The organism is Streptomyces sp. DvalAA-14 (assembly GCF_900091855.1).
Classification (GTDB): domain Bacteria; phylum Actinomycetota; class Actinomycetes; order Streptomycetales; family Streptomycetaceae; genus Actinacidiphila.
In genome coordinates, this window is the sequence record NZ_FMCH01000641.1 from 1 (window position 1) to 4698 (window position 4698).

Sequence of the window (4698 nt, forward strand, 5' to 3'; positions counted from 1 at the left end):
CTACCTCGGGGCGGCGCCCGGGGTGGGCAAGACCTACGACATGCTGAGCGAGGGGCACCGCCGTGCCGAGCGGGGCACGGACGTGGTCATCGCCTTCGTGGAGGACTACGGCAGACAGCCGACCCGGGCGATGGCCGAGGGTCTGGAGTCCGTGCCGCGCAGGACCATGGCCTACCGGGACTGCGCGTTCACCGAGATGGACCTGGACGCGGTACTCGCCCGCCGCCCGCAGCTCGCCCTGGTCGACGAGCTCGCCCACACCAATATCCCGGGCAGCCGCCACGAGAAGCGCTGGCAGGACGTCGAGGAACTCCTCCAGGCGGGCATCGACGTGGTGTCCACCGTCAACATCCAGCACCTCGAGTCGCTCAACGACGTCGTCCGCGCGATCACCGGGGTCAAGCAGTGCGAGACCGTGCCGGACGACGTGGTCCGCAGCGCCGATCAGATCGAGCTGGTGGACATGTCGGCGGAGGCCCTGCGGCGCCGGATGGCCCACGGCAGCATTTATCCGCCCGACAAGGTCGAGGCGGCGCTGGCCAACTACTTCCGGGCCGGGAACCTCTCCGCCCTGCGGGAGATCGCGCTGCTGTGGGCGGCCGACCGGGTCGAGGAGGCACTGGTGCGCTACCGCGACGAGCACGGCATCCAGCAGCCCTGGCCCACCCGGGAGCGGGTACTGGTCGCGCTGTCGGGCGGCCCGGAGGGCGACACCCTGGTGCGCCGCGGCAAACGCACCGCCTCGCGCGGCGCCGGCGGCGAACTGTTCGCCGTGCACGTCGAGCCGGAGGACGCCTCCGCCGCGTCCTCGCGGCTGCTGGACCGCCAGCGCGCCCTGGTGGAGGAACTCGGCGGCAGCTACCACACCGTCAGCGGCGACCATCCCGCCCGCGCCATCCTCGCGTTCGCCGCGAAGGTCAACGCCAGTCAGATCCTGATCGGCTCCAGCCGGCGCGGACCGCTGAAGAGACTGCTCACCCGCGGAATCGGCGAGGCCGTCATCGAAGGCTCCGGGGACGACATCGACGTGCATGTGGTCACCCACTCCGAAGCCGCCCGCGGCAGCCTGCTGCGCCGCGGCGGCGATGCCGGGGAGAGCACCGGGGAGAGCGCCGGGGACGACGCCGGCTCCGCGCCCTGACCGTTGCGGCACCAGGGTCGCTCCCCGCGCGGGCCCGGTGCGGCTGCGGGAAGTTCCGCACGCCCTGTGCTGGTCTGTAGGGGCACCGTTTCGTCGCATCTGCTGTCTTTTGACCCCCGGGGTGTCCCGCACATGCCAGATCCTGCCGTCCCCGCCGTCACCGCCCCCGTCGTGAGAAGGGCGGAGCGGCCGTGAGCGCGGACAACCTGGCCGGCCTCGTCGTGGCCGGCATCGTGCTGGTCTACCTGGTGCTGGCGCTGATCTACCCGGAGAAGTTCTAGTGAACGCCACGCTCGCCGGCCTGCTCCAGATCCTCGCGCTGGTGGCCGCGCTGGCGCTGTCGTACCGGCCGCTCGGCGACTTCATCGCCCACACCCTCACCGCGCCGCGCCACCTGCGCGCCGAGCGGTTCGTGTACTGGCTCGGCGGGGTGCGCGGCGACGCCGACCAGCGCTGGCCGGTCTATCTGCGCAGCGTGCTCGCCTTCTCGGTGATCTCGGTGCTGTTCCTGTACGGCTTCCAGCGGCTGCAGAACCACTTCCTGCTGTCCGTCGGTATGCCGGCGGTCCCGTCCGCTACGGCGTTCAACACCGCGGCGTCCTTCGTCACCAACACCAACTGGCAGTCGTACTCGGGCGAAGTCACCATGGGCCACCTGGTCCAGATGATGGGCCTGGCGGTGCAGAACTTCGTGTCGGCGGCGGTCGGCGTCGCGGTGGTGGCCGCCCTGATCCGCGGCTTCACCCGCCAGAACACCGACCGGGTGGGCAACTTCTGGGTGGACCTGACCCGGATCACCGTACGGGTGCTGCTGCCCATCGCTTTCGTCTTCGCCATCGCGCTGGTCGCCTCCGGCACGGTGCAGAACTTCCACGGCACCCACGAGATCAGCACGCTGCTCGGTGACAAACAGGCCATCACCGGCGGCCCGGTCGCCTCGCAGGAGGCCATCAAGGAACTGGGCACCAACGGCGGCGGGTTCTACAACGCCAACTCCGCCCACCCGTTCGAGAACCCCAACGCCTTCACCAACTGGCTGGAGACCTATCTGCTGCTGGTGGTCGCGATCAGTCTGCCCCGCACCTTCGGCACCATGGTCGGCGACCGCCGCCAGGGCTATGCGATCCTCGCCGTGATGGGCCTGATCTGGGCCGCGTCCCTGACCCTCGTCACCGTCAACGAACTGCACAGTGTCAGCAGCACCGCGGGCCACCTCGCGGACGGGATGACGGAGGGCAAGGAACAGCGCTTCGGCGTCTGGGCGTCGGCGCTGTTCGCCGCGTCGACGACCTTGACGTCCACCGGCGCGGTGAACTCGTTCCACGACTCGTTCTCGCCGGGCGGCGGTGGAATGACCATCTTCAACATGATGCTCGGCGAGGTCGCGCCCGGCGGCACCGGCTCCGGCCTCTACGGGATCCTGGTGCTGGCGGTCATCGCGGTGTTCGTGGCCGGTCTGATGGTCGGCCGCACCCCGGAGTACCTGGGCAAGAAGCTCGGCGCCCGGGAGATCAAGTTCGCCTCGCTGTACATCCTCACCACCCCGGCGATCGTCCTGGTCGGCGCGGGCCTGGCCATGTCGCTGAAGGGCGAGCGGGCCGACATGCTCAACCCGGGCCCGCACGGCTTCTCCGAGATCCTGTACGCCTTCACCTCCGCGGCCAACAACAACGGCTCCGCGTTCGCCGGCCTGACCGTGACCTCCACCTGGTGGAACACCGCGACGGCGCTGGCGATGCTCTTCGGCCGCTTCCTGCCGATGTTCTTCGTGCTGGCGCTGGCGGGCTCGCTCGCCCGGCAGCAGCCCGTCCCGGTCACCGCGGGTACCCTGCCCACGCACCGGCCGCAGTTCGTCGGACTGCTCACCGCGGTGATCCTGATCGTCGTCGGCCTGACCTACTTCCCCGCCCTCGCGCTGGGGCCGATCGCGGAAGGTCTGCACTGATGCCCCCGAGCGCGGTCGAACCCCCGCCGAACCCCGGGGACGGGGCGGGCCCGGGCCGGCGCAGCCGCCGCACCGGGTCTCCGGCGGCCTGCTCGATCCCAAGCAGCTGCTGGTCTCCCTGCCGCAGGCCGCGAAGAAACTCGATCCGCGGGTCATGGCGAGGAACCCGGTCATGTTCGTGGTCGAGGTCGGGGCCGTGCTCACCACCGCGCTGGCCATCAAGAACCCGAGCGTCTTCTCCTGGGTGATCACCGTCTGGCTCTGGCTCACCGCGATCTTCGCCAATCTGGCGGAGGCCGTCGCCGAGGGCCGCGGCAAGGCGCAGGCCGAGACCCTGCGCCGCAGCAGGACCGAGACCGTCGCCCGCCGGCTGACCGACTACCGCCGCGGCGCGGAAGGCTTCGGGGAGGAGGAGGTGTCCGCGGCCGAACTGCGGCTCGGCGACCATGTGGTGGTCGAGGCCGGGCAGGTCATCCCGGGCGACGGCGATGTCGTCGAAGGGGTCGCCTCGGTGGACGAGTCCGCGATCACCGGCGAGTCCGCGCCCGTCATCCGCGAGTCCGGCGGCGACCGCAGCGCGGTCACCGGGGGGACGAAGGTGCTGTCCGACCGGATCGTCGTCAACATCACGTCCAAGCCGGGTGAGACGTTCATCGACCGGATGATCGCCCTGGTGGAGGGCGCCTCGCGGCAGAAGACACCCAACGAGATCGCGCTGAACATCCTGCTGGCCTCGCTGACCATCGTCTTCCTGCTGGCCGTGGTGACCTTGCAGCCCTTCGCGGTCTTCGCGGGCGCCGAGCAGTCCGTCGTGGTGCTGGTGGCGCTGGTGGTGGCGCTCATCCCGACCACCATCGGCGCGCTGCTGTCCGCGATCGGCATCGCCGGCATGGACCGGCTGGTGCAGCGCAACGTGCTGGCCGTGTCCGGCCGGGCCGTCGAGGCGGCCGGCGACGTCAACACCCTGCTGCTGGACAAGACCGGCACCATCACCCTGGGCAACCGGCAGGCCGCCGAGTTCCTGCCCGTCAACGGCACGGGCATCGAGCGGCTGGCCGACGCGGCCCAGCTGTCCTCCCTGTCCGACGAGACCCCCGAGGGCCGCTCCATCGTCGTGCTGGCCAAGGAGCGCTACGGCCTGCGGGCCCGCGCGGAAGGTGAACTCGGCCGGGCCGAGTTCGTGCCCTTCACCGCGCAGACCCGGATGAGCGGCGTCGACCTGGTGGAGGAGGGGAACCGGCGGCTGCTGCGCAAAGGCGCCGCGGCCGCCGTCATGAACTGGATCGCCGAGAACGGCGGATCGGCGATCCAGGAGGTCGGCCCGATCGTCGACGCCATCTCGACCAGCGGCGGCACTCCGCTGGTGGTCGGCGAGGTCGTCACCCGGGGCGATGGCACGTCGGCGACGGTGCTCGGTGTGATCAACCTCAAGGACGTCGTCAAGTCGGGCATGCGGGAGCGGTTCGACGAGCTGCGGACGATGGGCATCCGCACGGTGATGATCACCGGCGACAACCCGATGACGGCCCGGGCGATCGCGGAGGAGGCCGGCGTGGACGACTTCCTCGCCGAGGCCACCCCCGAGGACAAGATGGCCCTCATCCGGCGCGAA

The 4698-nt window shown here is 70.7% G+C and carries 4 protein-coding genes; all 4 read left to right on the forward strand.

Annotated features, from left to right (window positions below):
- The coding region (locus tag GA0115240_RS34095; protein ID WP_107407264.1) for a universal stress protein at positions 1 to 1141 on the forward strand (1141 nt) is incomplete at its 5' end.
- A gap of 191 nt (positions 1142 to 1332) precedes the next feature.
- Positions 1333 to 1422 carry a potassium-transporting ATPase subunit F gene (locus GA0115240_RS34100; RefSeq protein ID WP_093742844.1) on the forward strand — a complete coding sequence of 30 codons (90 nt, stop codon included), beginning with the start codon at positions 1333 to 1335 and terminating at the stop codon, positions 1420 to 1422.
- Positions 1422 to 3086, forward strand: coding sequence for a potassium-transporting ATPase subunit KdpA (gene kdpA, locus GA0115240_RS34105; RefSeq protein ID WP_093742846.1), 1665 nt, complete (start codon positions 1422 to 1424; stop codon positions 3084 to 3086). Before GA0115240_RS34100 ends, kdpA begins: the two co-directional genes overlap by 1 nt.
- Positions 3087 to 3174: 88 nt before the next feature.
- The coding region (gene kdpB / locus GA0115240_RS34110) for a potassium-transporting ATPase subunit KdpB (protein ID WP_093742850.1) at positions 3175 to 4698 on the forward strand (1524 nt) is incomplete at its 3' end.